We start from the raw sequence: 3,852 nt of genomic DNA, 5'->3' as shown, positions 1-3,852 counted from the left end.
GTCTAATTGTCGCAACAGCAATGCCGCGGATGCGGCGAGGCCGGCGAGCAGCAGGAAGAAAAGGCCGTGCGATGTCCGGCTCCACAAGGTGCCGACGAGGCCCGCCGCAAGGCTGCCGGCGAAGGTCGCGAGATACCAGGCCGCCACGGTCGTTGCGCCGAGCGACGGCGGGGCTAGGCGCGCGAACAGCCCGAGCCCGGTCGGGAGGATGTGCAGCTCCCCGAACGTCAGGATCACGAAGAACAGCGCGAGCCACGGCCATGGCGTCTGCCCGCCCGCCGCCTCAAGCGCGGCGAGCAGCAGATAGGCGCCCGCGACGATCGCGGCCCCCGCCGCCATCCGGCGCGCCGGTCGTTCCGCACGCCCGGCGGCGCGGCGGCGCCACATGGCCAGGAGCGGGGGGGTCATGACGATCACAAGTAGAGGGTTGAGCGCCTGAAACCACGTCATCGGGATGGTCATCGCGCCCGCCGCGCGATCGACGCCGACGTCCGCCCAGAGCGCGACGGTATTGCCGACCTGCTCATAGGCGCTGCGGAAGAGGGTCACGCAAAGGCAGATCGCGAGCAGCAGCAGCAGCGTGTCGCGCGGGAAGCGCGCGGGCGGCGCATGGTCGCGCTCGACCGCCGGGTGGCGAGCTTGCGGCGGCAGGAAGCGCTGTCCGTAGAGGTAGATGCAGAGGCCCAGCAGCATGCCGATGCCCGCCGCGCCGAACCCCCAATGCCAGCCATACAGTTCGCCCAGCGTTCCGCAGATCAGCGGCGCAAGGAAGCCGCCGATGTTCACCCCGACATAATAGACGTTGTAGGCCCAGCCGACGCGTGGATCGCCCGGTTCGTACAGGTCATCGATCTGGCTCGGCAGGCTCGGCAGGAACAGGCCGTTGCCCAACGCGATCGCGGTCAGGGCCAGATAGAAGAGCGGCTCGAACGTCATCATGAAATGGCCGGCCGCCATGATCGACCCGCCGAGGATGATCGCGCGCCTTTTGCCGAGCAGCCGATCGGCAATGACCCCGCCGACGATCGGAGTGAAATAGGCGCAGGCGGTGTAGGCGCCGTAGATCAGCGACGCCGTGCCCTGCGCGAGCAGCATCTGCTTGGTCATGTAATAGACCAGCAGCGCGCGCATCCCGTAGTAGGAGAATTGCTCCCACATGTTCGTCAGGAACAGGATGGTCAGCCCGCGCGGCTGACCGAACCACGCGCGCGTCTCGCTCATGCCGCGACCGGACGGCCGGCGCCCCACACGTCGGGTCCGGCATCGAGCAGCCCATCGCGATAGGTGACGCTGGGCGTGCGATCCTGCGCGAGGAAGGTGGGACCGTCGAGGTCGACGAGGTCGGCGCGCTGGCCGAGAATGAAGCCCGGCGCGGTGGCGAGGCTGGTCCCAACCATCGTGCCCACCATGACGCCCAGGCCGAGCCGGCGCGCCTCCGCGACCATCAGCAGCCCCTCGGTCAGGCCGCCGCACTTATCGAGCTTGATATTGACCACGTCGAAGCGCCCGACCGCATCCGGCAGGTCGGCGAGCGATAACAGGCTTTCATCGCCGGCGATCGGGATCGGCGAGTCCAGCCCCTCCAGCTCGGCGTCGCGGCCGCGCGCGAGCGGTTGTTCGAGCAATGCAATCCGATGCTTGGCAAGCCCCTCGATCAGCGTGTCGAGATCGGCGCGGAGGAAGCCCTGATTGCCGTCGACACCCAGCCACGCATCGGGGCGCGCCGCCCGGATCGCGGCCACGCGCGCCAGATCGAGCGCGAGCTCGCCGGTCAGCTTGATCTTGATCGATCGCGCGTGGGTGTAGCCGGTCGCGACCGCCGCCATCGCCTCGGGCGTGTTGGCGCCGATCGTGAAGGTGGTGAGGATCGGCGTCGGCGGCGTGTCGAGCCCCGCGAGCCGCCACACGGGCTGGCCCGCGTTTGCGGCTTCCAGCTCCCATAGGGCGGCGTCGACCGCGTTGCGCGCGCCGCCGGGGGGAAGGATCGTCCGCAGTTCCTCCCGGCCCGGTCCAGCCTCAATCGCGTGGCGTGCGCTTTCCAATTCAGTGCGCATGTGATCGAGATCGTCGGCGAGGTAATAGACCCCGGCCGCCTCGCCGCGCCCCCGATGCGTCCCGTCGTCGAGCGTGACGAGCAGGACGTCGGCGGTCTCGAACAGATGGCCGGCGATGCGGAACGGCTGCGCGAGGCGGAGTGTGTCGGTGGCGACCGACAACGTCAGTGACGGCATCAGTAATTCACCGTCATCGCGAGCAGGCTGTAGGTCCATGCCGCGAACAGCACGACCAGCGTCGCAAGCAGGACGAGCAGGCTCCACGCCCGCCGCGCCCAGCCGCGCCCGTCGCGCCACGTCAGCCACGCATTCCACGCGGCGATGCCGACCGCGCCGAAAAAGACGATCGCGCCGAGGATCTGCAGCAGCCACAGCCAGATGTCGGTGCCGGCGGTGAGGTTGCTGATGTCGCCGAACACGATCGAGATCAGCGCCGCCCAACCACCGAGGACCAACAGCACCAGCAGCGCCATGATCCGCGTCGCGCGATAGGCCTTGAGCGCCGGACCCGAGCGCGCGATCGCCTGCGCATAGCGGCGGCGGACGTACCAGCTCGCCGGCCAGTAGAGGAAGGTCAGCAGCAGGACCGCCAGGCTGGCGTAGAGCGCGGGGAGGAGCCACCCGGCCGAGCGCCATGCCGGAACCCGATCCCACACCATGAACGGCGCGACCAGATCGAAACTCCAGCGCACGACCTTGCCGTCGACCACCTTGGCGGCGAGCCGTTCCTGCCCGCCGCGCTCGCGCCAGACGAAGGGCGCGATCTCGTCCCACTTGCGGATCGCGCCGCCGGGGCCCTTGAGGCTCGGCACGACCAGCCCGCCCTTGTCGTCAAGGGTGATGTGCACCTGCCCGACCAGATTCAGGATGTTGACGAAGTTGGAGACCGAGCGCCGGCTCACCTCCCAATGGCCGGTCATCAGGCGGGCATGTTCGGCCGCCGTCTTCGCATCGATCCGCCCGTCGCGCACGGTCGAGGGGAAGTAGCGGTCGGCGAAATCCTGGAACAACTGCCCGCGCAGCACGCCGACCGCGCCGTCGCGTCCGACGCTGTTGAACGACACGTACAGGCCCACCCGCTCGGCCAGGAACAGGTGGAGCGAGGTATGGAAGAATTGCGTATCGCCGAGATGCGCGATCACCTCGCGCCCGTTGGCGTTGGTTTCGAAGAAGCCGAGCTCCATTCGGTTGAGCGGCGGCATCAGCGAGAAGGGATCGACCTTGTCGAGCGGGCTGTCGTGCATGGTCGCCGCCGTTTCGGGGCGGAGGATGCCGCGCCCGTTTTCAAGGTGCGCGATCATGAACTTGGCCATGTCGATCCCCGAGGCCGACAGCGATCCGGCGGGCGCGGGGCCGACGATCTCGAACTTCTGCGCCGGCTCGGACGCGCGTTCGTAGCCGGTCGCCGTGAGCGCGCGCAGCGCGGGCGGCAGCGGCTGGCGGAAGCTGGCCGTCCGCATGTCGAGCGGGCGGAAGATGCGCTGTTCGACATAGTCGTCGAACGGGACCCCGGACACGCGCTCGACGATGTAGCCGGCGAGCGCGGTCGCCCAGTTGGAGTAATTCGGCGTCGTCCCGGCGTCGAAGATCCGGGTCGGCACCCATTGCTTCAGATAGGCTTCGAGCGAGAGCTGATATTTCGGATCGGCGAAGATGATGTTCTTCTGCACCTCCTCGAACCCGCCCGTATGCGTCATGATCTGGCGCAGCGTGACCGGCCGACCCTTGCGCGGCGGAATGCGGAAGTCGAGATAGGCGTTGACGTCGCGGTCGAGATCGAGCTTGCCCGCCTCGACCT

3 protein-coding genes are annotated in these 3,852 nt (G+C 68.4%); all 3 read right to left on the bottom strand.

Annotated features, from left to right (window positions below; all coding sequences use genetic code 11):
• Positions 1-1,221, bottom strand: a 1,221-nt coding sequence (locus tag ACOJSF_RS08185) for a peptide MFS transporter (protein WP_420141724.1), incomplete at its 3' end; no start/stop codon positions are given.
• A complete protein-coding gene (locus ACOJSF_RS08180; protein ID WP_420141723.1) occupies positions 1,218-2,231 on the bottom strand; it encodes a dipeptide epimerase in 1,014 nt (337 codons plus the stop codon). The genes ACOJSF_RS08180 and ACOJSF_RS08185, both read right to left, overlap by 4 nt.
• Positions 2,231-3,852 (bottom strand): serine hydrolase domain-containing protein (locus ACOJSF_RS08175; RefSeq protein WP_420141722.1); only part of this gene is annotated, 1,622 nt, incomplete at its 5' end. The genes ACOJSF_RS08180 and ACOJSF_RS08175, both read right to left, overlap by 1 nt.

This window comes from Sphingomonas sp., from assembly GCF_048594985.1.
Classification (GTDB): Bacteria; Pseudomonadota; Alphaproteobacteria; order Sphingomonadales; family Sphingomonadaceae; genus Sphingomonas_I.
The sequence above is the reverse complement of the archived record's forward strand: the minus strand, read 5'-3'. Positions and strand labels throughout refer to the sequence as shown.